The organism is Bradyrhizobium sp. TM102, from assembly GCF_009176685.1.
In the GTDB taxonomy this organism is placed as follows: Bacteria; Pseudomonadota; Alphaproteobacteria; order Rhizobiales; family Xanthobacteraceae; genus Bradyrhizobium; species Bradyrhizobium ottawaense.
On sequence record NZ_AP021855.1, the window covers coordinates 7,074,583 to 7,098,948 of the forward strand.

Genomic DNA, 24,366 nt, shown 5'->3' on the forward strand with positions numbered 1-24,366 from the left:
ATCAACTCCCGAACGTGCGGAAGAGAATTCATCAGCCGCGACATGTCGACCGATCAGTTATCGAATACCGCATGGCGATGGATGAATTGTTTTTCCATCCTTTGCTCTTTCGCTACGGCGGACTAGCTTGCCCACTCAACGAGATCATCGCCTGCTGAACCGCCGCTCGCGCGCCTTGTAGAGATGATCGCTGATCAATTGCCGGAGCGCTGCCGGATCATCGAATTCGAGCTGCACGGCGAACGGCACGATGCTGTCAGGCACGCCTTCACGGCCGCGGAGGCGCGCGAGATCCTTTTCCGTCGTCACCAGTGTGTGCTGCTCGCGCTGCGCCTCCGCTGCGAGAGCTGCGATCTCGTCGTTTGAAAACATGTGGTGATCGGCGAAGGCGCGCGTGCGCGCGACCTCGATGCCGCAGGCGCGCAAGCTGCGGAAAAATCGTTCGGGATCGCCAATGCCCGCGAATGCGAACACCGGCTTGCCCAAAAGTCTTGCGACCGACCCGGCGTCCGGCTTCAGGCGCGCACGCAGCTCCGGCTTGTCGCGCTTGGCAAGCTCGGTCGCGACATCGTTGGCGGCGCAGCCGTCGCCGATCAACACCAGCGCGTCGGTGCGCGCAAGCTGCGCCTTCAGCGGCGCGCGCAGCGGGCCGGCGGGAAATACCTTGCCGTTGCCGAGGCCACGTTCGCTATCGATCACGATCAGCGAGGTGTCCTTGACCAGGCGCGGGTTCTGAAAGCCATCGTCCATCAGGATGACGGTGGCGCCTTGCGATTTGGCGAGCGCGACACCCTCGAGGCGGTCCCGCGCGACAGCGACCGGGACGTCGCACGCCATCATCAAGGGCTCGTCGCCGACGTCGGAAGCGGTGTGGCGCGCGCGGTCGACCATGACCGGGCCCTTCAGCCGTCCGCCATAGCCGCGACTGAGCACCACCGGCGTCTCGCCGAGCTCGCGCAAAAGCTTCGTCAGCGCCAGCACGGTCGGCGTCTTGCCGGCACCGCCGACGTGATAATTGCCGACGCAGATCACGGGGATGCCGGCATCCACGCCTTTGCGCAGCATGCGCCGTTCGGTGATCGCGCCGTAGAGCGCTCCGAGCGGCCATAACGCGTACGACTGGAGGGAACGTGGCCGGTACCAGAAGGCCGGCTCACGCATTGGCGGCTCCCATCTCGATCCGCAGCTGCAGCAGATACGGCTCGAGTGCGATCATGGTGCGATCGAGCGCGCCGCCGAGCTCCTCGACCACGCCGCTGCCTGCGCGCTGCATCTTGTCGCGCAAGGTGGGATCGGCCAGCAGCTGGCCGAGCTGCTTGACCAGCGCCTCCTGCGTGTCGGTCTGGCGCGCACCGCCGCTGCCGTCGAGCGCCTCATAGACATCGGCGAAGTTGAAGACGTGTGGGCCATGCACGATCGCGGCCCCGAGCTTGATCGCCTCGATCGGGTTCTGCCCGCCATGACGGATCAGCGATCCGCCCATGAACACGATCGGCGACAGCCGGTAGAACAGGCCGAGCTCGCCCATGGTGTCGGCGACATAGATATCGGTGGTCGCGGTCGGCAGCTCCTCGCGCGAGCGCAATGCCGGCTTCAGGCCTGAGGCCGTGATCAGGCCGGCGATCGAGGAGCCGCGATCGGGATGCCGCGGCACGATCACGGTGAGGAGCTGCGGGAAGAAGCCGGAGAGGCTGCGATGCGCGTCGACCAGCATCTCGTCCTCGCCCGGGTGGGTCGAGGCCGCGACGATGATGGGGCGCCCGCGCGTCATCGCCATCAGCCGTTCGAGCTTGGCGGGATCGGCCGGCGGCGCCGGCACGTCGAGCTTGAGGTTGCCCGTGGTGACGACGTCGCGGCCGCCGAGCGTGGCGAAGCGCTCGGCATCGGTCTTCGACTGCGCAAGGCAGATGTCGAAACGCGACAACAGCGCCGAGATGGTGCCCTGCATGCGCCGCCAGCGCGGGAAGGAGCGCGGCGACATCCGCCCGTTGATCAGCACCATCGGCACCCGGCGCGTCGCGCCCGCCAGGATCAGGTTCGGCCACAGATCGGATTCGATGAACAGCGCCAGCGACGGCTTCCAATGATCGAGGAAGCGCGCGACATAGCGCGGCGAATCATACGGCACGTATTGATGGATGACGTCGGGCGGAAAGCGCTTTGCGACCACGGCGGCCGAGGTGACGGTGCCCGAGGTGAGCAGGATGCGTAAGTTGAGATCGCGCAGGCGCTCGATCAGCCCCGCCGCGGCCAGCACCTCGCCGACACTGGCGCCGTGGATCCAGACCAGCGGACCATGCGGCCGCACGTCCCGGGACAGGCCGCGCCGCTCGCCGACGCGCGCGGGATCCTCCTTGCCCTGCTTCAGCCGCCGCTTGATCAGCGCCGGCGCAAGCGGCACCAGGCCGGAGGCCAGGCGCCGGTACATCCGCAGCGTGATCGGCAGCGCAATGGGCAGCGATTTAGGCATCTTCCGGTCCCGGGCGGCCGAGTTGCGCATAGGCGCGGCGGGTCGCCTCGTTCAACGTGTCTTCCAGCTCCTGCCGCAGCGCTTCCATCATGGCGGCGTCGGCGTCCGGCGGAACGTGGATTTCCTTGATGCCGACCAATGCGCCCCGCCCGAATGGCAAATTGATGGTGGTGCGGTCCCAGTTCTTGAGCCGGACGAAGCGGCTGGTCGCCATCGCGAAAGGCATGATCGGCCGCCCCGATTCCCGTGCCAGCATGATGATGCCGAGCCCGGCCACGCGCGAGCGCTTGGGGACATCGGCGGTCAGCGCGACATTACAACCGGTCTGGAGCGTGCGCACCATTTCCTTGAAGGCGCCGACCCCGCCCTTGCGGTGGAAGGCGCCGCCATGATCGCCGGAACCGCGGATGGTGCCGATGCCGAGCCGCTCGGCGGCGATCGCATTGAACTCGCCGTCGCGGTGGCGCGAGATCAGGACCTTGGCGCGATAGGAAGCCTTGTTCTGGTTCTTGATGAAGGGCGTGAGGAAATGCTGGCCGTGCCAGAACGCGAAGATCGCAGGGAGCTGCGGCTCAACCTGCGCATAGACGTCGGGCGGATCCAACGTGAATTTGTTGGTCCGCCAGACCAGACGCAGATATTCGGCCGCCAGGACCCCGACGGCACGCTGAACGAAGCTGCTTCGCAGCGTATTGCGAAGCAGTTTTTTCAACGCGCCGGTTCTTGATTCGGGTCGAGCAACCGGTGGAGATGGACGATGAAATAGCGCATCTGCGCGTTGTCGACCGTGCTCTGCGCCTTGGCCCGCCAGGCGGCATGCGCGGTCGCATAATTCGGATAGAGGCCGACGATCTCGACGTCGTCGAGATTCTTGAAGACGTTCTGCTCGAGATCGACGAGCTCCCCGCCGATGACGAGGTGAAGCAGTTGTTGCGGGGCACTATCTGGCATGAGTTCTGTTCCTAGCGGGCTGCCCGGCAAAAGCAGTGTTCGACGAGCACGACGAAAAGCGCTTTAGGCCAAGGGACGGTTTCGAAAATGCGCGACAATGCCCGCATGACGATCGCGTCCCGCTGCCACCAGCACCCCGTGCGCCACTTCCCGGCGGTTATAGAGGATGGGTTCTCCGGAGAGGTCGCTCATCCTACCATCGGCTTCCTGCACGATCAAATCGGCCGCCGCAAGGTCCCAATCATGGCTGTTGCCCCCCGCAAAAGCCGCATCCAGCGCGCCGTGGGCGACCCGGCACAGGCGTAGCGCGAGCGAACCGATTCGCGGATGCAGCTTGATCTCGCGGCCGGAGCTGTTGAGCCGCTCGACCATGGGTTTCGGGCCGGCGACACGGGAGAAGTCGAGCGCCGATCCGGGCGAAGCCTGCACGGCTGCGCCGTTGAGCGTGGTGCCCTGGCCGCGTGCGGCGAAGAAGAACTCATCGGTCGTCGGCGCGAACACCGCGGCCAGCACGGGCGCGGCATCCTCGACCAGCGCGACGCTGACGCACCAATCGTCGTGGCCGTTGAGGTAGTTGCGCGTGCCATCGATGGGATCGACGATCCAGGTCAGCCGCCGCGACAGCCGGGCCGCATCGTCGGCGCTCTCCTCCGAGAGCCAGCCATAATCCGGCGTCGCACTGCGCAAGCGCGTTTCGAGCAGGTCGTTGACGGCGATGTCGGCTTCCGAGACCGGCGAGGACGCACCCTTGGTCCACTTCTTCAGCTCGGTGCGGAACATCGAGTGCGCCAGCGCGCCCGCTTCCCGCACCGTGTCCTGCAGCAGCGCCGCATCGCGCGTCAGGATGGTTTCGCCCGGGGCGTTCGCCTCAACGTCCGCCAAGCGTCAATCCCTCGATGCGCACCGTCGGCGCATTGATGCCGTAGCGGAACTCGAGATTGTTCGCGGGCTGCATCGACTTGAAGATCTCGAACAGATGGCCGGCGATCGTCACCTCGCTGACGGGATAGGTGATCTCGCCGTTCTCGATCCAGAAGCCGGAAGCGCCGCGGCTGTAATCGCCGGTGACGCCGTTCACGCCGGAGCCGATCAGATCGGTGACGTAGAAGCCCTGCTTGATATCGGAGATCAGCTCGGCCGGGCTCGGCGTGCCGGGCTCGAGATGCAGATTGTACGGCCCGGGCGAGGGCGAGGAAGAAACGCCGCGGTGGGCATGGCCGGTGGTGGCAAGGCCGAGCTCGCGCGCAGTGGCGCAGTCGAGCAGCCAGGTCGTCAGCACGCCCTCGTCAATCAGCGCGATCTTCTTCACGGCAACGCCTTCGGCGTCGAACGTCTGCGAGCGCAGGCCGCGCTTGCGCAGGGGATCGTCGATGATGCGGATGTTCTTCGCAAACAGCTGCTGGCCGAGCTTGTCCTTGAGGAAGCTGGTCTTGCGCGCGATCGAGGCGCCGTTGATGGCGCCGACGACATGACCGACCAGGGAGCCGGCGACGCGCGGATCGAACACGACGGGCACCTTGCAGGTCTCGACCTTGCGCGGATTGGAGCGCGCCACGGTGCGCTCGCCGGCGGAACGGCCGACGATCTCCGGCGACAACAGGTCCGCGCCATGCGGCGCCGAGGTGAAGTCGTAATCGCGCTCCATGCCGGTGCCTTCGCCCGAGATGGCGGTGGCCGAGATGCCCTGGCTGGAGCGCAAATAGGAGCCGTGGAAGCCGGTCGAGGTGACCAGCACCATGCCGCCCATGCCCGCGGACGCCGAGGCGCCGCCGGATTTGGTGACGCCCTTCACGGCGAGGGCCGCAGCCTCGGCTGCGAGCGCGCGGCGCTCGAGCTCGCTGGTGGCGGGCACATCGGGATCGAGCAGATCGAGATCGGGAAAGTCGCGCGCGAGCAGCGCGGGATCGGCGAGCCCGACATATTTGTCGTCGGGCGCAACGCGCGCCATCGCGACCGCGCGTTCGGCAAGCTTGGTCACGGCATCGCCGCTGACGTCGTTGGTCGAGACCACCGCCTGGCGCTGGCCGACCAGCACGCGCAAGCCGACGTCGTCACCCTCGGAGCGCTCGGATTCCTCGACGCGTCCGTCGCGCACCTCGACGCCTTGCGAGACGCCGCGCACCGCGACCGCGTCGGCCGCATCCGCGCCGGCGCGCTTGGCCGCCTCCACCAGCCGCTGCGCCAGATCCGACAAGGCGGACTGGTCGAACAGGTCACGGCTGGCCTTTGACCCCTTGGCGGAATCCTTGGACGAAAGCGTCGAGCTTGCGGATGGTGAAGAGTTCACGAACGAAATCCTGTTGGGGCGGGGGTTCGGGACCGGAACCCACAGATGTGCCCTGATCGCGCGGACTTCAAGCATTTTCAGCCCGCCAAAAGCTCAGATTCGCACCTTTGGCGCAACGTCTCGTCAATCATGCGCGCCAAGGTCTTGTCAATCATGAGCAGCAGTGACGGTGGGTTAACCAGCCTTTTTAAGCGGTTTCGGAAAGCCGCGCGCTAAGGTCCTCGCATCGACCGGGAACATAATCCCGGCGGGGAGAACAAAAGCCGTGAGGCGTCAAACAGCAACATGCGGGGTCGCTCCCGCCGGGTCGAGCCGCTCTCTGCGGCTCGACCCCCTTTCCCTTCCGGTCCGCTTCGATGCGCACGATCCGCGCGCCGACGGACATGTCAGGCAGATCGAGCTTCATCGCGAACGCGTCGTGCTTCGCCGTGCCGTTCGCGGCATGCAGATGGCGATCAACGTCCGCGTCAGCGACTTCACGGGCGTCGCACTGCGCGGCAATGACGAAGCGCAGGCCCTCGTCCTGGTGCATCGCGATCCCTCGCTCTCCGTTCCGCTGCTCGTCGGCGCGGAAGGCGACGAGCTCGTCGAGGCCTTGGCGATTTGGAGCGAGCTGTTCGCGCTTCCGCAGCTCGACGAAGGTGCGCGCAAGCCCGCAGCCCGCCGCCGCCGCGCCAATGCGATCCGCGCCCGCCGTCCGAAATTCCTGATGCGCCGCCGCGTTGCGATGGCGCGCGAGCTGTCGGTTCATCGCGAAGAACGCGAGATCATCGCGAGGAATTAGACGGCATTCACAGGTGCCGTAGGGTGGGCAAAGCGAAGCGTGCCCACCTTATTTGTCAATCATTGAGAGATCGTGGGCACGGCGCAAGGGCGCCTTTGCCCACCCTACGGCAGCTACGCCGCCCGCATCACCGCGTCCACCAGCAACCCCGCAAACAGCAGCGCTCCCGCATATTTGTTCGACTTGAACAGGCGCAGGCACAGCTCCGGATCATCGATCCTAAGCCGCATGATCTGCCACGCCAGATGCACGGCGAAGGCGATCAGCCCGAGCCAGGCCGGCCAGCGCGCATCGCCTGAGGCCAGCGCGACGCCGATCAACATCACAGCGAGCCCGTAGAACAGGATCAGCGCCTGGTGCGTGTGCGCGCCGAACAGGCGCGCGGTGGACTTGATGCCGATCAGCGCGTCGTCGTCGGCGTCCTGATGCGCGTAGATCGTGTCATAGCCGATCACCCATGAAATCGCGCCGGCATAGAGCACCATCGCGGTGACGTCGATGCGGCCGAAGGTGACGGCAAATCCCATCAGGGCGCCCCAGGAGAAGGCAAGCCCGAGCACGATCTGCGGCCACCAGGTGATGCGCTTCATGAAGGGGTAGATCGCGACGATCAGGAGCGAAGCGATGCCGGTCGCAATCGCGAAGCGGTTGAACTGCAGCAGCACGATAAGGCCGATCAGCGCCTGCACGACCATCCAAGCCAGCGCCTGCTTCGTGCTCACCTGCCCCGAGGGCAGCGGCCGCGAGCGAGTGCGCTCGACCTTGGCGTCGAGGTCGCGGTCGGTGATGTCGTTCCAGGTGCAGCCCGCCCCGCGCATCACGAAGGCGCCGATGAAGAACAGCACGATGGTGAGCGGCAGTCCGCGGACGTCATGCGCCATGCCGCTCGCGAGCGCCGCCGACCACCAGCACGGCATCAACAGCAGCCATGAGCCGATCGGACGATCGAAGCGGGACAATCGCAAATAAGGCCGCGCCCATGGCGGCGCGAGCGTATCGACCCAGTTGCCGGTGGAATCGGCAACGCGGGCGGATGTGCTAGTGCCCAGTTTTCGAAGTTCGTATTCCATCGCGGCGTATTCCGGTACGAACTTCGAAAACTACAAGGGCACTAGCAAGAAATTATAATTCACGTGCCGCTTGTCGATTTGAAGTTCCTATGAGGATCTCGCGGCAAGCACCGTAGGAACTTCAAATCGGCGGCACGTGTATCATCGGGTCAGGACGTTGCCGTTGAGCGTGTCGAAGGTGCTGCCGCCCTTCTTGCCGGCATTGGCCTCAGGCGCCGAGCCTGAACCGAGCACCTCGCTCAGCGACGGGCCGGCCGGACCGCGCGGCTGGTTCTGCATCTGCTGCGCGACGTTGCAGACCTTCGTCGCCATGGCCTCGGTATTCTTGTGACCGTCCTTCATCTGCGCGCCGATCTGCGCCGGGATTCCGCATTTGGCGGCGTGGGACTCGATGTACTTGATCATCTTGGTCTCAGCCTGGCTGAAATTGCGGATCAGCTTGCAGGCTTCGTCCGGCGGCGCATGACGGTCGCTCGCGGCCTTGATCAGCTTGCCGCGCTTCTCGGCTTCCTCGCGCAGAGGAATGAAAGCCTTCATGCAGTCCTCGCCGGGGCCGCCCTGGGTCGGCGGGGCCGCGCTGAACGCGCCAGCGCCGCCGACGGGCGCGGCGCCATTCACGGGAAAGGACGATTGCGGTGCCGTGCCGACCGAAGCGGTCGGCGCCGAGCCGTTCACCGGGGGAAACGCGGAACTGGTGGCGGCCTGGTTCGGCAGCGGCGCCGGGAAGGCGCTTTGCGCATAGGCGCCCGCGGTGCTCAGGGTGACCATGGCGGCAGTGATCGGAACCATCAAATGACGGATCATCAGGATAGTCTCTCCGGCAGGAGCTACGGGGTTCAGCGTCTTCCCAATTGAAGCGCAACCAGCGTGTTCGCGTTTTTACGATTCCCGCCGGCGCTTAACAACCCGTTGAATAGGGCAAGAGCGCGGCGCGGGGACGCACCATTTCGGCAATATTTACCCCCGGAATGGCTGCTTTCGGTTAAGAACGGCCCCAAATCGGACCCCTGAACGATGCCCTCCCACGATTTTCGCGCTCCCCGCCTGTTCGTCGACGCTCCTCTTGCCCAGGACGCCAGGATCCCGCTCGACCGCGACCAGAGCAATTATCTCGGCAATGTGCTGCGGCTTGCTGCCGGGGCCGAGGTTCTGGCCTTCAACGGCCGGGACGGCGAGTGGCAGGCCGCCATCGAAGGCCGCAAGCGGCCGGACGGTCTCGTGATCCTGCAGCAGACCCGGCCCCAGGACGGACTGCCCGACGTCGCCTACGTTTTCGCCCCGCTCAAGCATGCCCGGCTGGATTACATGGTCCAGAAGGCCATCGAGATGGGCGCAGCCGCGCTGCAGCCGGTCCTGACCCGGTTCACCCAGGCCTCCCGGGTCAACACCGAGCGGATGCGCGCCAATGTCGTCGAGGCGGCCGAGCAATGCGGCATTTTGAGCATCGCCATGGTCGCCGAGCCGGTGCCGCTGGAGCGGTATCTCAGTCAGCGCCCTGCGGGCCGCCTGCTGATCTTCTGCGACGAGGCGGCGGAGGTGCAAAACCCGGTGCAAAGCCTGCAAGACACCCGCGAGGCCGGACAGGGGATTGACGTGCTGATCGGCCCCGAAGGCGGCTTTGCCGAGGAAGAGCGGGCCCTGCTGCTGCGGCAGCCCAGGATCCTCCGGCTGGCGCTCGGCCCGCGGATCATGCGGGCCGATACCGCCGCCGTGGCCGCCCTGGCGCTGGTACAGGCGGTGCTGGGCGATTGGGGCAATGCCAGCTGATCCCGGCGTTGCCCGCCTGTTAAGCGATTGATCCTTTGGAGGTCGAAACCGCTTTCGGGCCATGCTAAGGGCAGCGCAATTCGCTTGCCTCCCCTTGCCCTGCCCGGTTCCACCGGGACGATGGACCCAGTTATGACCGCGACTGCCACCTCAAATGCTGCCGGCTCCGCCGCCTGGGCGGATACGCTGCTGTTGTCGTTCGCGCAGGCCGGTTACGTCAGGGCCGAGCCCGCCATCCTGCAGCCGGCCGAGCCGTTCCTGGACCTCTCCGGCGAGGACATCCGCAAGAGCCTGTACCTGACGAGTGACCTCTCCGGCGAGGAACTGTGCCTGCGCCCGGACCTGACCATTCCGGTGGCGCGCGATTACCTGACCTCCGGTCGTGCCGGCCAGCCGGCCGGGTTCAGCTATCTCGGCCCGGTGTTTCGCTACCGCAGCGGTCAAGCCAGCGAATTCCTGCAGGCCGGCATCGAATCGTTCGGCCGCCAGGACCGCGCCGCGGCCGACGCCGAGACGTTGGCGCTCGGGCTCGAAGCGACCGCGGCCTTCGGTGTCCGCGACGTCGAGATCCGCACCGGCGACGTGGCGCTGTTCAACGCGCTGCTCGACGCGCTCGACCTCTATCCGGTCTGGCGCCGCCGCCTGGTCAAGGATTTCAACCGCAAGATCAGCCTGGAAAAGGATCTGGAACGGCTGGCGGCCGCGACCACCGCCACCCGCAGCGAATATGAGGGCGTGCTCGCCGCCCTCGCCGGCTCCGACCGCAAGGCGGCGCTCGCCTTCGTCACCGATCTGATGTCGATCGCCGGCACCACCAATGTCGGGGGACGCACCACGGCCGAGATCGCCGACCGCTTCCTCGAGCAATCGACGCTGAAGGGCGGCGCGCTGCCGCGCGAGGCGATTGCCGTGCTCAAGCGCTTCCTGACGATTGCAGGCAATCCCGACGATGCCATCGCCGAGCTGCGCGCGCTCACTGCCGACGCCAGGCTCGACCTCACGGCAGCGATCGACCAGTTCGAGAGCCGGGTCGGCTTCATGGCGGCGCGCGGCATCGACGTGAAGCAGACGCGCTTCTCGACCGCGTTCGGACGCGGCCTCGACTATTACACCGGCTTCGAATTCGAACTGCATCACCGGGGCAACGGCGCCGAGCCGCTGGTCGCCGGCGGCCGCTATGACGGGCTGATGACCCAGCTTGGATCGACTGAACCGATCCCTGCGGTCGGCTTCTCGGTCTGGGTGGATGCGCTGACGAAGATCGGCCGCAAGGTGGGAGCTTAAGTCATGAGCGCGCCATTCGTTCTGGCCGTTCCCTCCAAGGGCCGCCTGCAGGAAAACACCGAGGCCTTCTTCGCCCGTGCCGGGCTCAAGCTGTCGAAGGCCGGCGGCGCCCGCGACTATCGCGGCACGCTTGCAGGCCTCGACAATGTCGAGGTCGCCTATCTCTCGGCGAGCGAGATCGCCTCGCAACTGTCGCGCGGCCTCGCGCATCTCGGCGTCACCGGGGAAGACCTGGTGCGCGAGAACATCGCGGACGCCGACAAGCGCGTGTCGCTGATCGACGGGCTCGGCTTCGGCTACGCCGACGTCGTCGTCGCGGTGCCGCAGGCCTGGATCGACGTTCGCACCATGGCCGACCTCGACGACGTCACGACCGGCTTCCGCGAGCAGCATCACATGCGGATGCGGGTCGCAACCAAGTTCGTCAACCTCACCCGCACCTTCTTCCAGAGCCACGGCATCACCGATTACCGCATCGTTGAAAGTAGCGGCGCGACCGAAGGCGCGCCGGCGGCCGGCAGCGCCGAGCTGATCGTCGACATCACCACGACGGGCGCGACGCTCGCCGCCAACGGCTTGCGGGTGCTCGACGACGGCGTGATCCTGCGCAGCCAGGCCAATCTGGTCGCCTCGAAAGAGGCCGACTGGACGCCGCAGGCGCGGGAGACCGCGCGCGTCATCCTCGATCACATCGCAGCAAGGGCGCGAGCCAACAAGTATCGCGAGGTCCGCACCCGCTTCCGGCAATGCGACGCCGCGCTGCTCGGCGAAGCCCATGGCCGGTTCGGCGTCGAGGCCCCGTTCGGCGGGCCGACCTCGTCGGGCATGTTGACGTTGCACTGCCCGCCGGGACAGCTCTATGCGCTGGCAAGCTTCCTGCGCGAGCATGGCGCCGAGACCGTCTCGGTGGTTTCGCTCGACTACGTGTTCGACCGGGAGAACCCGCTGTTCGCCAAGCTGGAGGCGTTCCTGCGGCAGTGAGCCTCAGGCCGTTCGGCTTTTCCGTTCAGCTTTGCGACAGCAAACGGCAGCTACCATATGCTGTTAAGATGACTTTGAACGCTTCTGGAACTTGATCGATGACGCTGGGCTCTGACGTTTCCGGCATGACGACGACCGCAGGCACCGCCGCGGCGAAGGGACTGTCGATCGTCGTCCCCGTCTACAACGAGGCGGCGGGCCTCGCCGCCCTGCACCAGCGCATCTGCGATCTGGCAAAAACCTTGCGGGAGCGCTATCGGCTGGCTTGCGAGGTCGTCTATGTCGACGACGGCAGCAAGGATGCGACGCTGGCGATCGCCCGCGCGCTGCCGGCCGACGCGATCGACGTCCAGGTGGTGTCGCTGTCGCGCAATTTCGGCAAGGAAGCGGCGCTGATGGCCGGCCTCGACCATGCCCGGCTCGGCGCCGTCATGTTCATGGACGGCGACGGCCAGCATCCGCCGGCCCTGATCGAACAGCTGGTGCGGCACTGGATCGATGACGGCTATGACGTCGTCTACACCGCCAAGGCGCATCGCGACAACGAGACCTTCCTGCGCCGGGTCGCCGTGCACGGTTTCTACGCGCTGATCAATTGGGGGGCACGGCAGAAGATTCCCGAGGACGCCGGCGACTTCCGCCTGCTGTCGCCGCGCGCGGTCACAGCGCTCAGGCAGCTGCCCGAGCGCAACCGGTTCTTCAAGGGCCTCGCCAGCTGGATCGGCTTCCGCCAGATCCGCGTCGACTACGAGCCGTCCGCGCGCGCCCATGGCGTCACCACCTTCAACGCCGCGAGCCTGCTCGGCCTGTCGATCGAGGGCCTGACCTCGTTTTCGGTGGCCCCCCTGCGCTTCGCCAGCCTGCTCGGCGTCATTCTCGCCGGGGGCGCCTTCCTGTTCGGCCTTTCGATCCTCTGGGAGGTGTTCACGACCGGCAAGCAGGTGCCCGGCTATCCCTCGCTCGTGATCGGCCTGATGACGATCGGCGGCGTGCAGCTCATCATGATCGGCATCGTCGGCGAATATATCGGCAAGATCCTCTCCGAGCTGAAGGCGCGCCCGATCTACTTCGTCGCCGAGCATAGTGAAAAGCACTTCGAAGCGGCGCAGGACGCTTCGAGCGACGCCGCGAAGAGGACGGCGGCCGAATGAGCGCGGCCGCGGGTCTGCGGCGGATCTGGCTCTGTGCCGACGATTACGGCATCAGCCCGGGCGTCAACCGCGCCATCCGCGACCTGATCGAACGCGGCCGCCTCAACGCCACCTCGGTGATGATGGTGGGGCCTGCAATCGCGCGCAGCGAGGTCGAGGCGCTTCAGGCCTCGGCGAAGACGAGCCCGCGCTGCGCGATCGGATTGCACGTGACGCTGTCGGCGCCGTTCCGCCCCCTCACCATGCATTTCCGCCCGCTCGACGGCGACATGTTCATGCCGTTTCCGAAGCTGCTGCGCGCGGGCATTTTGCGGCGGCTCGACCGCGAATTCTTCCGCAACGAGGTGAAGGCGCAGCTCGCCGCCTTCGCCGAAGCGTTCGGGCGCGCGCCTGACTTCGTCGACGGCCATCAGCATGTGCAGCTCTATCCGCAGGTGCGCGACGGCTTTGTCGATGCGGTCCGCGAAGGCGCGCCGAACGCCTGGGTGCGCCAGGGCGGCCGCGACCTGCCGCTCAAGCAGCGGCTGGCCTCACCCAAGGCCATCGTGCTCGACGTCCTCAGCGCGCAATTCCGCCGCCGTGCCGGCAGCGCGGGGCTCAGCTTCAACCCGGGCTTTGCCGGCGCCTATGACTTCACGCGGGCGGCCGATTTTGGCGAGCTGATGCGGCAATTCCTGGAAGGCTTGCCGGATGGCGGCCTCGTGATGTGCCACCCCGGCTTCGTCGACGATGTCCTCGCCGGCCTCGATCCGATGACGGATGTCCGCGAACGCGAGCACGCCTATCTGGCGGGCGACGCCTTCGCGCGTCTGCTGGCGGACAGCGGCGCCACGCTGGGATGACACCGGCGGACAGCAAGCCGCGGGGCAGCTTGTCGCATACCGAAATTTAATCCGGCCGGCACTGTTGGGGCCACAATGGAACCCTACATCTGCTTCGCGCTTGTTTTGCGCGAGGGAGACTGATCATGACGCCGCAGGAACGCCAGCTCGTCGACGACCTTTTCGACCGGCTTTCGAAACTGGAAAACGCACCGCGCGATCCCGACGCGATCGCCGCGATCTCGGACGGGCTGCGCAAGGCACCCGGCGCGATCTATGCGCTGGTGCAGACCACGCTGCTGCAGGACGAAGCGCTGAAGCGCGCCCATAACCGCATCCAGGAGCTGGAAGCGGCCCATGCGCCCGAGCAGGCGCAGTCCGGCGGCTTCCTCGACACCATGCGCGATACCTTGTTCGGCGGAGGCCCCTCGCGCGGCTCGGTTCCGAACGTGCCGCCGCGTGACACGCGGCCGGTCTGGAACAGCGGCGGAGCGATGCAGCAGACGCAGCCGGGCTACGGTCAGCCGCCTTACGGCCAAGGCCCAGGTCAGGGCCCGGGCCAGGGCCAGGGTTATGGCGCACCGCCGATGGGCGGTGGCGGCGGCTCGTTCCTCGGTACCGCAGCGGCAGCTGCCGCCGGCGTCGTCGGCGGCTCGCTGCTGCTCTCGAGCATCCGCGGCATGATGGGCGGATCGCATCAGCAGGCCTTTGGCGACACCAACGCCCTCGGCGACCGCAGCGCTGGTGGAAGTCCTTGGGGCGGCAGCGACCAGTCCGGCGGCTCGCTCGCGCGCGATGCCGGCCTCAATGACATCGGCTCGAACCGGGAGTCCCGCCAGAGCTTCTCCGACCAGGCGAACAACGATCGTAACGACAACGACCAGAACTACGGCGACAACAACGACGACGGCAATATGGACGTAGCCGACGACAGCGATTTCGGCGGCGACGACGATGGCGGCAGCGATTACGCGTGAGCAATTCGTCCGAAAGATGCGGACGGCCGCCTCTCGGCGGCCGTTTTCTTTAGAGCATGGGCTCGAGCGCCTTTTGTGCCACGGCAAGCAGAGAGGACGCTCGATATAGTATGACTAATGCGCAGCGCCATTGGACTGAGCTGAACGTTACCCGACGCGCCTGAATTCACCATGACAAATCAAATCGCCGTCTGACGCGTGCGACCGTAGACTCCCGGATTTCCAAATTCGGACATGGGTGTTCAACTGGAAGAACACGTTGCTCATGCCACACACCAATGTGGTTGCCTCTCTTGGTTATAGTCGGGGTTTTAAAAATGAGTCCACTTCAGCAGCGCATCGCAACCCTGACCAACGTGACAACTCATCTCATCACCGAGTTGTCGGAGTTGGAGGGACTGCACGAGCGCCTCAAGAAGGCAGAGCTGTCGGCGCGGCGGTTGAAACGCTCCGTTCGCGCATCGCTTTCCCATTCATCAACTCGTCGTCGCTGCTCTGTTGCCCCTCGTCTCGGTTCGAGGCGGCATCGTCGGCCAGCCTAAAGCATGATCCGGAAAAGGTGCGCAGCGGTTTTCCGAAAAGATCATGCTTAAGCAACAACCTGAAGCGCGATGACGATTCATCCTGATCGCATCGCGCTTTGGACCTTGGCCGGAGGACGTACGCCGGCGGCGCGCAACGCCTTCGATGCCGCGCGTCGCGAGCCGGCGCGACACGCGGAGTTGACGGCTCGCAGCGAGCGCTGGGCTACATCACCACGACCTTGGTGCCGACATTGACGCGGCCGTAGAGGTCGATGACGTCTTCGTTGCGCATGCGGATGCAGCCGGAGGAGACGTTGGTGCCGATGGTCCAGGGCTCGTTGGAGCCGTGGATGCGGTACAGCGTCGAGCCCAGATACATCGCGCGGGCGCCGAGCGGGTTCTCCGGACCGCCTTCCATGTGCCGGGGCAAATCGGGACGGCGCGCGATCATTTCGGCCGGCGGCGTCCAGTCCGGCCATTCGCGCTTGGCTGTGATCGCCTTCACGCCGGACCAGGTGAAGCCGGGACGCCCGACGCCAATGCCGTAGCGCATCGCCCTGCCGTTGCCCTCGACGAGATAGAGGAATTTGTTCGGGGTATCGACCACGATGGTGCCGGGACTTTCCTTGCCGCTATAGTCAACAGATTGCTTCTCGAACCTTGGATCGAACTGACGCTGCCGCGGGTCGGCCGTCTCCTGCTGAACCGCGCCTTGCTGATATCCACCCTGCATCTGCGGCTCGCCCATCGGCGGCAGGCGGCGCTGGTCGTAATAGCCGGGCTGCTGTTGATAGACCGGCTGCTGCGGCGCGTAGGCCGGACCGCGGCCGGGACCGTCGCCGAACAGGAACTCGATGAAGCCGCCGCCCATGTTCGCATTGGAGGCGACGCGCACCGGCGCCGGCGGCACCTGCGGCTGGTAGAGCACCGCGGGCGGATCGTTCGGCACCGAATTGTCGAAGGCGCTGGCACTGTTTGCGCCGGCAATGAAGGTGCAAGCGCTGCCGAGCAGCGCGACAGACATTTTCTTGAACATCGACGTACTCTGTACTGTTTCGTCTAGATCACATGCGCCGTGGAGAGCTGATGGCTGGTCCGCGCCCCCGACGTGGTCAATAAAAAGCAAAAGCCGTTTTGTTTGGTAAACAGAAGCGGCGTTTGGATTCACCACGTCGTCAGCAGCGGGGCAATTTGGCGATCAGCGTTTATTTTCGATGAACGCCGCGCGCCCATGGTTAATCGCTTCTTTGCGCGCCGTCGCGCGCAGCCGCACAACAGTTCCTGCCGTGAACTTCGTGTTAAATCGCTTCTGCCTACAAAGACGCGTGAGTGAGGTGGGGGGAGTATCCAGATGGCTGTTCACCGCAAACGTTTTCGCGTCGAGGATATCGCTGGTGGCGAGATGCCGATTTTGGACGTAACTGAAGAGGCAATCCCGATGCATAGCGAGATCATGGCCGAGCTACGTGCGATCCGTGCACAGATGGCGAAAGGCACCGCGCCCTTGCCCTTGTCCGGCAGCGCAGCCATGGCGGCGATCGACGCCTCCACCGCCCACGAGCTCTCCGAGGCTCGGACCATGCTCGAGACCTATCGGGCCCAGATCGAGCAGTGCGAAAAGCTGAAGGTCGAGCTCGACCTCATCCATGACGCCATCGACCGCACCAAGCGCGAAATCGCGACACTGCACGGCAAGAGCTTTGACGGCGGCGAAATGGCCAAGGTCAATGGCGAGCTCGGCGCGGTGGTCGGCGGCACCGAGCAGGCGACCCAGCAGATCCTCGAGGCCGCGGAGTCGATCGACCAGGCCGCCAGCGCAATGTCCAAGGTGGACTCGATCGACCAGCAGAAGCGGCTCGCCGACGACATCCAGGAACGCGTCATCTCGATCTTCGAGGCCTGCAACTTCCAGGACCTGACCGGCCAGCGCATCAGCAAGGTGATGGGCACGATGAAGTTCATCGAACAGCACATCAATGCGATGATGGAGATCTGGGGCGGCGTCGACGCGATCAAGTCCCACGTCGTGCCGCAGGTCGACAATCGCAGCGAGGACGACAAGCTTCTCAACGGCCCCAAGCTCGCCGGCGACGTCGGCCACGCCTCGCAGGACGACATCGACGCGCTGTTCGACTGAGCGGACGCGGCATAGCGAAAAACAAAACGCCGGCGAGAGCCGGCGTTTTTGATTTTGGCCCAGCCCGTCATTCCGGGGCGGCTCGACAGAGCCGGACCCGGAATCCGGAGATTTAAGGCAGGAAGCTCACCACATCGAGATTCTCAGGTGCGCGAGTGCGCACCATAGTTCGCGCTTCGCGCGCCCCGGAATGACGGAAGACGAACATCACGCCCGCGGCGCGCAGCGGACGTAGACCATGTTGCCGTAGCGGGTGGCGGCGTCCTTGTCGATGAAGCGGGTGATCAGGACGCGGCCGTCGAAGGAGATGATTTCGCGGTCCTGCTCGCCGGGGGTCGGACCCGCCGGTCCGATGTAGTTCTTGCCGCTCGGCGAGCCCTTCAGCCGCAGCTCCTGGGGCGTTGCCTGGTCGGCCAGATGCATGATCACGCCGCCGGAGGAGCCGGCGGTGATCACGTAGGGATTTTTGCACTGGGCCCGGGCGGCGGCCTCGGTGCGGGCGCGGTCGGCCGGGTTCTGGAACGAGGCGAGGCCCCAGCGGCCGACGATCTCGTCGCCGCGAATGGTCGCAGGCATTTCGGGCGCGACGCCCGGCTCGGCTTCGGGCGGCGGCGAGGACGACGAGAAGGACGGCAGGCTCATGCCGCCGCCGCAGGCGCCCAGCAGCAGCGCCAGACAAGAGGCGGCGGCCAGATTGGCAACCGTGCGCGCGTGAGCTGAACTGATCATGGCATTCCCCCGAACAAGACCATGGCCGCACCCCTCCTGCAGCCAAGCGCAAAACCGCTGCCGGAGCAATGACGTCCTTTAATACGTCGGCGCCCCGAACAAGTTTCCAGTGCCACCATCCTATATCCGCCTCACCAATCGCTTAACCACCTTTGCTTGACAGGATCGCGGCCAAGCCATATTTCCGGGCCCACTATTAGCACTCGGAAAGCCCGATTGCTAAGCACGCCGTTCGATCCTCGGGATAGGGGGATGGACGGAAGCGCCGCCCCACCCACTTCCACTACTTCCGAAGCGAGCCTCCAAAGGGAAACGTCATGGCTAAATCCAAATTTCGTCCGCTGCATGACCGTGTCGTGGTCAAACGTATCGACGCCGAGGAAAAGACCAAGGGCGGCATCATCATTCCGGACAGCGCCAAGGAAAAGCCCTCCCAGGGCGAGGTCGTCGCCGTCGGCCCCGGCGGCCGTGACGAGACCGGCAAGCTGACCCCGATCGACCTCAAGGTCGGCGACCGCGTGCTGTTCGGCAAATGGTCGGGCACCGAGGTCAAGATCGACAACGAAGAGCTCCTGATCATGAAGGAGTCGGACATCATGGGCGTACTGGCCTAAGGCCATCCGCCTGAACAGCCGCTGAATGTCATGCCCGGATCCAGGCGGTCCGGGCATCCATCATTCCGCCGGGTTCGGTCCACGAATCCCGGAATTGATGCGACGGGCGTGCGGCAGACACATCACCAAACACGAGGGATTGCTAAAATGGCTGCCAAAGACGTCAAGTTTTCCGGAGACGCGCGCGATCGCATGCTGCGCGGCGTCGACGTTCTCGCCAACGCCGTCAAGGTGACGCTCGGCCCGAAGGGCCGCAACGTCGTCATCGAGAAGAGCTTCGGCGCACCCCGCATCACCAAGGACGGCGTCACCGTCGCCAAGGAGATCGAGCTCGAGGACAAGTTCGAGAACATGGGCGCCCAGATGGTGCGTGAGGTCGCCTCCAAGACCAACGACCTCGCCGGCGACGGCACCACCACCGCCACCGTGCTGGCCCAGGCCATCGTGCGCGAAGGCGCCAAGGCGGTTGCCGCCGGCATGAACCCCATGGACCTCAAGCGCGGCATCGACATCGCGGTCGCTTCCGTCATCAAGGACATCGAGAAGCGGGCCAAGCCCGTCGCCGCCTCCTCCGAGGTCGCCCAGGTCGGCACCATCTCGGCCAACGGCGATGCCGCCATCGGCAAGATGATCGCCCAGGCGATGCAGAAGGTCGGCAACGAAGGCGTCATCACCGTCGAAGAGAACAAGTCGCTCGACACCGAAGTCGACATCGTCGAGGGCATGAAGTTCGACCGCGGCTATCTCAGCCCCTACTTCGTCACCAACCCCGAGAAGATGACCGCCGAGCTCGAGGATGCCTACATCCTCCTGCACGAGAAGAAGCTTTCGGGCCTGCAGGCCATGCTTCCGGTGCTGGAAGCCGTGGTGCAGTCGGGCAAGCCGCTCGTCATCATCGCCGAAGACGTCGAGGGCGAGGCGCTGGCCACCCTGGTCGTCAACCGCCTCCGCGGCGGCCTCAAGGTCGCCGCCGTCAAGGCGCCGGGCTTCGGCGATCGCCGCAAGGCCATGCTCGAGGACCTCGCCATCCTCACCGGTGGCCAGCTCATTTCCGAAGACCTCGGCATGAAGCTCGAGAACGTCACGGTGAAGATGCTGGGCCGCGCCGGCAAGGTCGTGATCGACAAGGAGAACACCACGATCGTCAAGGGCGCCGGCAAGAAGCCGGACATCGAGGCCCGTGTCGGCCAGATCAAGGCCCAGATCGAGGAGACCACCTCGGACTACGACCGTGAGAAGCTCCAGGAGCGTCTCGCCAAGCTGGCCGGCGGCGTCGCCGTGATCCGCGTCGGCGGTGCCACCGAGATCGAGGTCAAGGAGAAGAAGGACCGCGTCGAGGACGCTCTCAACGCCACCCGCGCCGCGGTGCAGGAAGGCATCGTCCCCGGCGGCGGCGTCACGCTGCTGCGCGCCAAGAAGGCGGTCGGCCGTCTCACCAACGCCAATGCCGACGTCCAGGCCGGCATCAACATCGTGCTGAAGGCGCTCGAGGCTCCGATCCGCCAGATCTCGGAAAACGCCGGCGTGGAAGGCTCGATCGTGGTCGGCAAGATCCTGGAGAACAAGTCCGAGACCTTCGGCTTCGACGCCCAGACCGAGGACTATGTCGACATGATCGAGAAAGGCATCATCGATCCCGCCAAGGTGGTGCGCACCGCGCTCCAGGACGCCTCCTCCGTGGCCGGCCTGCTGGTCACCACCGAGGCCATGGTCGCCGAAACGCCGAAGAAGGAAGCCTCGCCCGCGATGCCCGGCGGCGGCGGCATGGGCGGCTTCTAAGCCTCCGTTCCGTTACAATGTTGCGAAGGCCGCCTCCGGGCGGCCTTCTTTTTTGCCGACCCTGCCCCTCCGCTTTCCGATTCAACCGACGGCCAAAACCCACTACGGTGACGCGCCGATTCGAATTGTTTGGGCATGATCCTCTCGGAAAACCGCTTCACACTTTCCGGATCATGCCCGTTGCGCGAGGATTTCATCGATGCGTGCGCTTCTGGTTTGTTCGACAGCCCTTTTGGCTCTGCTTGCAGCTTCTCCGCATTCCGCATCCGCCCAGATGAAGCTGTCGCCGAAGGCCACGACGCCCGGTGGGCCGGAGACACGCTATTTCACCTCGATCGACGGGCTGATGGACGGCAATGCCGACGTGATCCTGAAGGAGACGCGCCAGGGCAAGACGGTGACGGCGGCCGTGCTCGACGTCTGCTATCCCGTCGCAAAGAATTCCGACCGCAAGGACCGCTTCGTCGTCAATCTCCAGGTCGCGGGCCAGACCCTGACCGGCACCACGCAGAGCATCAGCGAGAAGTCGCCCGTCAGCGTCAAGCTGCTGCGCAAGCAGAGCGGCGACACCTTCGAATTCCGCGGCCAGATCAGCATTGGCCAGGTCGTGACCGAGGTGACCTCGCCCGACAATTCCGATCTCAGCGAGAAGGAATTTCAGGACAACCAGACCTCCGACGACGGCATCACGCCGCAGCCGAAGGATTTCACCGACGTCTCGCCGGAGGCGATCGCGGTCAAGGTCAAGCTCGACGCTGCAACCGACTTCCTGAAGAGCCTGAAGGGCCAGGCGGTCGAGGTGACGCTGGCGAGCCTCACGGTCGGCTGCGATGCGCTGCGCGCAGGCGAGCAGACCATCAACATGTCGGTCGATCCCGAGCGCGCCGGCGCGCTGCTGGCGAAATTCAAGGCGACGCCGGGCGTCACCTCCGCGGGCTGGACCGCGGGCATGACCGAGATGGACCGCACCATCCGCTTCGCCGCAGCCGACTGGCGCGAGGGCGACAAGATCAGCAAGGACAAGCTCGCGGCCGCCGTCTCGAACGTTTTGAGCCGGACGCTCGCGGCAAAGCCGGTCTCGCAAAGCTTCAACCCCGCCACGGGCAAGCTCAAGCTGGTCTTCAAGCGGCCGAACCCGGATTTCCCCGCGCTCGATCTCACCGACACGATCGAGGTCGCAGGGCTCGTCTCGCCCGACAAACCGGGCGCGACCGACAAGCTCATGCTGTGGATCGGCAGCCCCGCGACGACGACCGCCGACGAGAGCAGCGGCGCCAAGCTCAATCTCTCCGACGACACGTCGGTCGACGAGGAAGGCGAGCAGCCCGACGACAACGGTTCGATCGAGGCGCTTGCCAAGGAGCTCAAGGGCCAGCGCTGGGATGCCGACAAGTCGGTGTGGAAGTAGGCTTTCGTGCCCCGGACGCTGCGCAGCACGTCAGTGATGCGCAGCAGAGCCGGGGCCCAGAGGCCACACACGAATTTGCCGATAGAAAATCTGGGTCCCGGCTCTGCGGCGCATCGCTTGCGCGACGCGCCTTGTCCGGGACACGAGAGCGGAGCTAATTCCCCGTCGTCCTGAAGCGCAGTGGCTTGGGGCCGATCAGCGTCAGCACGTCGCCCTGACGCTTCCAGGTCTCGACGCTGCTCAGTGCCGCGACCAGATCGTCGTCGGCCTGCGCCCTTGCCGGCGGGCAGGAGCGATCCTGGATCTGACCGGGGACGAAGATCACGGTGTTGCCGGCGACCGAGAACTGGCCCTTGCCGCCCTTGCACCAGAGCTCGAGCACGACCTCGCCATGGTCGCCGATTTCGATGTTCGGAATTCGCTTCGAGCCTGCTTGCGGCAGCGCTTCCAGCGTCATCTCGGTGCCGAACGGGAAACCGTCCTCGGCACGCGCGACAATGGACATCGCTAGCATTGCAACCGCAGCACACACCAATCGCCTGAGCGAAACCATGAGACCTCTCGTCCGACCTGATTTGCCGCACCTTCTATAAGACGGCGGCGCCAATGAGAAGGTTCGCTCGACCTGGAGCGCGATGAGATTTGATTGGGCGCAAAAATCCCCGCGGGGCGGAACCTCGCGGGGATTTGCGTTCGAGCCGGAGTTGGCCTGCTACTTCAGGACCATTGCCGTGAACGGCCAGACATAGGCCTGCAACGTCACGAGCACGCCGACGAGACAGGCCAGCACGATCGAGTGCCAGAACACGAAGCGCAGGATCGTGCCCTCGTGCCCGTACCAGTTGGTGGCAGTGGAGGCGACCACGATCGACTGCGCGTCGATCATCTTGCCCATCACGCCGCCGGACGAGTTCGCCGCGGCCATTAGGACCGGCGACAGGCCGAGCTGCTCGGAGGTGATCTTCTGCAGGTTGCCGAACAGCACGTTGGAGGCGGTGTCCGATCCCGTCAGCGCCACGCCCAACCAGCCGAGCAGCGTGCCGAAGAAGGGATAGAGCACGCCGGTTGCGGCGAAGGCGAGGCCGAGCGTCGCGTCGACGCCGGAGAGCCGCGTCAAGGTGCCGATCGCCAGCATCGCCGAGATCGTAATCAGCGAGATCGCACAGAGCCGGATGGTACGGCCGTACTCGGTCACGAGCTTGCCGGGACCGACGCCCATCAGGACACCGGAGATGATCGCCGCGATCAGCATGCCCGTGCCGGTGAAGGACAGGTAGGTGAAGCCGAACACGGCGCTCTCTTTCGTCGGCCCTGGCGCGACCGGCGGCATCTTGTTGATCATCTGGTGCAGCTCGGGCACGGGATAGTTCCAGACGAAGATCGAATTCGCCCAGGCCTTGAACGCCCCGTTACCCCAGATCAGCATCACGATGCAGACGATGATCCACGGCAGCAGCGCGCCGAACAGTTCGCTCTGCGTCAGCGGCGTCTTGTCGAGCGGTTTGGCCGCCGCCATGGTGGCTGCCGATTCATCGCGGCCGCGCAGCGCCGGCGACAGCCAGAGCTGCCTGGGCTGCCAGACTTTGAGGAACAGGATCAGCGCGCCCATCGAGATCAGCGACGCGCCGATGTCGACGATCCAGGGGTTGATGAAGTTCGAGATCACGAATTGCGGAATCGCGAACGACACGCCGGTGACCAGGATTGCCGGCCAGACATCCTTCATGCCCTTCCAGCCCGCGAACGCCCACACCACCCAGAACGGCACGATCAGCGAGAAGACCGGCAATTGCCGGCCGACCATCGCGCCGACGATGTAGGGATCGAGCCCGGTGACCGAGGCAAGGCCCTGGATCGGCGTGCCCAGCGCGCCATAGGCGACCGGCGCGGTGTTGGCGATCAGCGACAGGCCGGACGCCGCGAGCGGCGAGAAGCCGAGGCCGATCAGCACGGCGCCGGTGATGGCGACCGGCGTGCCGAAGCCCGAGGCGCCCTCGAAGAACGCGCCGAAGGAGAAGGCGATCAGCAGCAATTGCAGCCGCCGGTCCTCGGTGACGCCGCCGATGGCGCGCTTGAGCAATTCGAAGCGTCCCGTGCTCACCGTCACCTGGTAGAGGAAGATGACATTGAGCACGATCCAGCCGATCGGGAAAAAGCCGGTCACGATGCCCAGCACCGAGGCACGGATCGACATGTTCGCCGGCATGGTGAAGACGAAGATCGTGATCAAATTGGCCACGATCACGGCGATGACCGCCGCGATATGCGCCTGGACGCGACCGCTCGCGATCAGGACCAGCAGCGTGACGACGGGCACCGCCGCCGCAATCGTCGACAGCACCGGACTGTGCAGCGGATCATAGACTTGATTCCACATGGTCTTCCTCCCCCACGCATGTTTGCGGCAGACGGCCCGCGTGGAGAGCCGATCCTGCTTGACGCTGGAAGCGATAACCCCCGAGCTGGACGCGAATTCTTCGCGAATGCGGCGGTTCCCGTCCCGCTCACAAGCTCGCGAAATCCCAGAGCACCCCACCCCGCGCCGTCGAGCCCCATGCTAGGGTTGCAAGCTGCGACAAGCCAACGCAAATTGCAGCACTTGCGACTTTAGTCTAAGCGCGCCCATTTCCGC

At 65.5% G+C, this 24,366-nt stretch carries 23 protein-coding genes; 11 read left to right on the forward strand and 12 right to left on the reverse strand.

Translation table 11 applies throughout. From position 1 onward, the window contains the following. Positions 1-144 precede the first annotated feature (144 nt). The 6 genes from lpxK to GDN70_RS33495 all read right to left on the reverse strand — a co-directional run bounded on the left by lpxK (position 145) and on the right by GDN70_RS33495 (position 5,708). Positions 145-1,161, reverse strand: a complete 1,017-nt coding sequence (lpxK, locus tag GDN70_RS33470) for a tetraacyldisaccharide 4'-kinase (RefSeq protein WP_152103579.1) — start codon at positions 1,159-1,161, stop codon at positions 145-147. Beyond that, positions 1,154-2,500, reverse strand: a complete 1,347-nt coding sequence (locus GDN70_RS33475; RefSeq protein WP_152103580.1) for a 3-deoxy-D-manno-octulosonic acid transferase — start codon at positions 2,498-2,500, stop codon at positions 1,154-1,156. The genes lpxK and GDN70_RS33475 overlap by 8 nt, the downstream gene beginning before the upstream one ends. Further along, positions 2,463-3,182 (reverse strand): lysophospholipid acyltransferase family protein, encoded by a 720-nt coding sequence (locus tag GDN70_RS33480; protein ID WP_028140110.1) that lies wholly within the window; start codon positions 3,180-3,182, stop codon positions 2,463-2,465. The genes GDN70_RS33475 and GDN70_RS33480 overlap by 38 nt, the downstream gene beginning before the upstream one ends. Further along, complete coding sequence (locus GDN70_RS33485) at positions 3,179-3,421, reverse strand: DUF4170 domain-containing protein (RefSeq protein WP_028134338.1); 243 nt, start codon at positions 3,419-3,421, stop codon at positions 3,179-3,181. The genes GDN70_RS33480 and GDN70_RS33485 overlap by 4 nt, the downstream gene beginning before the upstream one ends. Before the next feature lie 63 nt (positions 3,422-3,484). Beyond that, the gene (locus tag GDN70_RS33490; RefSeq protein ID WP_370126368.1) at positions 3,485-4,231 is read right to left on the reverse strand and encodes a 3'(2'),5'-bisphosphate nucleotidase CysQ; all 747 of its coding nucleotides are present in this window, start codon (positions 4,229-4,231) and stop codon (positions 3,485-3,487) included. Positions 4,232-4,289: 58 nt separating this feature from the next. Then, positions 4,290-5,708, reverse strand: a complete 1,419-nt coding sequence (locus GDN70_RS33495) for a TldD/PmbA family protein (protein WP_161966344.1) — start codon at positions 5,706-5,708, stop codon at positions 4,290-4,292. Between the two features lie 265 nt (positions 5,709-5,973). On the opposite strand from GDN70_RS33495, the gene GDN70_RS33500 reads away from it, so the two are divergent. Then, complete coding sequence (locus GDN70_RS33500; protein ID WP_152103581.1) at positions 5,974-6,492, forward strand: DUF6101 family protein; 519 nt, start codon at positions 5,974-5,976, stop codon at positions 6,490-6,492. Positions 6,493-6,605: 113 nt separating this feature from the next. Here the strand turns inward: GDN70_RS33500 and ubiA are convergent, their stop codons facing one another. Then, positions 6,606-7,562, reverse strand: coding sequence for a 4-hydroxybenzoate octaprenyltransferase (ubiA, locus tag GDN70_RS33505; RefSeq protein WP_152103582.1), 957 nt, complete (start codon positions 7,560-7,562; stop codon positions 6,606-6,608). A gap of 141 nt (positions 7,563-7,703) precedes the next feature. Then, positions 7,704-8,366 carry a hypothetical protein gene (locus tag GDN70_RS33510; protein WP_028140105.1) on the reverse strand — a complete coding sequence of 221 codons (663 nt, stop codon included), beginning with the start codon at positions 8,364-8,366 and terminating at the stop codon, positions 7,704-7,706. 210 nt (positions 8,367-8,576) lie between these two features. Here GDN70_RS33510 and GDN70_RS33515 point away from each other — a divergent pair, with 210 nt between their 5' ends. From GDN70_RS33515 to GDN70_RS33540, 6 genes are all read left to right on the forward strand, one after another. Beyond that, positions 8,577-9,329, forward strand: a complete 753-nt coding sequence (locus GDN70_RS33515; protein ID WP_152103583.1) for a 16S rRNA (uracil(1498)-N(3))-methyltransferase — start codon at positions 8,577-8,579, stop codon at positions 9,327-9,329. A 132-nt stretch (positions 9,330-9,461) separates the two neighbouring features. Next, a complete protein-coding gene (locus GDN70_RS33520) occupies positions 9,462-10,613 on the forward strand; it encodes an ATP phosphoribosyltransferase regulatory subunit (RefSeq protein ID WP_028140103.1) in 1,152 nt (383 codons plus the stop codon). A gap of 3 nt (positions 10,614-10,616) precedes the next feature. Beyond that, on the forward strand, positions 10,617-11,594 hold the full coding sequence (hisG, locus tag GDN70_RS33525; protein ID WP_152103584.1) for an ATP phosphoribosyltransferase: 978 nt from the start codon (positions 10,617-10,619) through the stop codon (positions 11,592-11,594). A gap of 98 nt (positions 11,595-11,692) precedes the next feature. Next, the gene (locus GDN70_RS33530; RefSeq protein WP_028140101.1) at positions 11,693-12,745 is read left to right on the forward strand and encodes a glycosyltransferase family 2 protein; all 1,053 of its coding nucleotides are present in this window, start codon (positions 11,693-11,695) and stop codon (positions 12,743-12,745) included. Then, positions 12,742-13,587 (forward strand): ChbG/HpnK family deacetylase, encoded by an 846-nt coding sequence (locus tag GDN70_RS33535; protein ID WP_028140100.1) that lies wholly within the window; start codon positions 12,742-12,744, stop codon positions 13,585-13,587. Before GDN70_RS33530 ends, GDN70_RS33535 begins: the two co-directional genes overlap by 4 nt. Positions 13,588-13,712: 125 nt before the next feature. Then, complete coding sequence (locus GDN70_RS33540; RefSeq protein ID WP_095424788.1) at positions 13,713-14,543, forward strand: DUF2076 domain-containing protein; 831 nt, start codon at positions 13,713-13,715, stop codon at positions 14,541-14,543. Between the two features lie 747 nt (positions 14,544-15,290). On the opposite strand, the gene GDN70_RS33545 is transcribed toward GDN70_RS33540, so the two are convergent. Further along, complete coding sequence (locus GDN70_RS33545) at positions 15,291-16,103, reverse strand: L,D-transpeptidase (RefSeq protein WP_028140098.1); 813 nt, start codon at positions 16,101-16,103, stop codon at positions 15,291-15,293. A 315-nt stretch (positions 16,104-16,418) separates the two neighbouring features. Here GDN70_RS33545 and GDN70_RS33550 point away from each other — a divergent pair, with 315 nt between their 5' ends. Beyond that, positions 16,419-17,204 carry a protein phosphatase CheZ gene (locus tag GDN70_RS33550; RefSeq protein WP_028140097.1) on the forward strand — a complete coding sequence of 262 codons (786 nt, stop codon included), beginning with the start codon at positions 16,419-16,421 and terminating at the stop codon, positions 17,202-17,204. 207 nt (positions 17,205-17,411) lie between these two features. Here the strand turns inward: GDN70_RS33550 and GDN70_RS33555 are convergent, their stop codons facing one another. Further along, positions 17,412-17,933: a hypothetical protein gene (locus tag GDN70_RS33555; protein ID WP_028140096.1), complete on the reverse strand. Its 522-nt coding sequence runs from the start codon at positions 17,931-17,933 to the stop codon at positions 17,412-17,414. Positions 17,934-18,250: 317 nt separating this feature from the next. On the opposite strand from GDN70_RS33555, the gene groES reads away from it, so the two are divergent. The 3 genes from groES (at position 18,251) to GDN70_RS33570 (ending at position 21,734) form a co-directional block, all read left to right on the forward strand. Then, complete coding sequence (gene groES, locus GDN70_RS33560) at positions 18,251-18,547, forward strand: co-chaperone GroES (RefSeq protein ID WP_018321905.1); 297 nt, start codon at positions 18,251-18,253, stop codon at positions 18,545-18,547. 147 nt (positions 18,548-18,694) lie between these two features. Further along, positions 18,695-20,326 carry a chaperonin GroEL gene (groL, locus tag GDN70_RS33565; protein ID WP_038974643.1) on the forward strand — a complete coding sequence of 544 codons (1,632 nt, stop codon included), beginning with the start codon at positions 18,695-18,697 and terminating at the stop codon, positions 20,324-20,326. A 199-nt stretch (positions 20,327-20,525) separates the two neighbouring features. After that, positions 20,526-21,734, forward strand: a complete 1,209-nt coding sequence (locus GDN70_RS33570; protein ID WP_028140092.1) for a hypothetical protein — start codon at positions 20,526-20,528, stop codon at positions 21,732-21,734. Positions 21,735-21,888: 154 nt separating this feature from the next. Here GDN70_RS33570 and GDN70_RS33575 read toward each other — a convergent pair whose 3' ends face one another. Together GDN70_RS33575 and GDN70_RS33580 are read right to left on the reverse strand one after the other, a co-directional pair. After that, complete coding sequence (locus tag GDN70_RS33575) at positions 21,889-22,287, reverse strand: META domain-containing protein (protein WP_028140091.1); 399 nt, start codon at positions 22,285-22,287, stop codon at positions 21,889-21,891. Between the two features lie 159 nt (positions 22,288-22,446). Next, positions 22,447-24,111 (reverse strand): L-lactate permease, encoded by a 1,665-nt coding sequence (locus GDN70_RS33580; protein ID WP_152103585.1) that lies wholly within the window; start codon positions 24,109-24,111, stop codon positions 22,447-22,449. Positions 24,112-24,366 lie beyond the last annotated feature (255 nt).